1 protein-coding gene is annotated in these 466 nt (G+C 48.7%); it reads left to right on the forward strand.

Annotation, left to right across the window (positions count from 1 at the left end; all coding sequences use genetic code 11):
• On the forward strand, positions 1–466 hold a 466-nt coding region (locus NE664_13725; GenBank protein MCQ4727692.1), incomplete at both ends, for an ABC transporter permease subunit.

Genomic DNA, 466 nt, shown 5'->3' on the forward strand with positions numbered 1-466 from the left:
CCCATGGCCATCACCCCGACCGCAGTGGCGATTCTCTGGAAAACGGGACTGGTCAGAGATGGCTGGATCAACACCGTTTTGATCGGATTACACCTGATTGACAAACCTATTGTCTTTATGGGGGCGGAGGGAATGTCCGCAGTCTTCCTGATCATCCTGATCGACACCTGGACCGTAACCCCTTCCGTCATGATTATTTTAATTGCAGGACTTCAGGGGGTACAGAGAGAGTTAAAAGAGGCGGCTTACTTATTCGGAGCTAATAAATGGCAGACCTTTAAGGATATTGTGATTCCAATCTTAAAGCCGTCTATTACCACGTCAATTATTATGAGACTGATTGCTGCCATACAGGTATGGTCGATTGCGGTTATGGTATTGGGATACAGTAAGGTTCCGTTCCTGGTAGAGCGAATCGCGTTCTACGTGGAAGCCGTACCCGGCGTCAACACGAGCCAGAAGCTTG

The sequence above is a fragment of the Anaerotignum faecicola genome, assembly GCA_024460105.1.
In the GTDB taxonomy this organism is placed as follows: Bacteria; Bacillota; Clostridia; order Lachnospirales; family Anaerotignaceae; genus JANFXS01.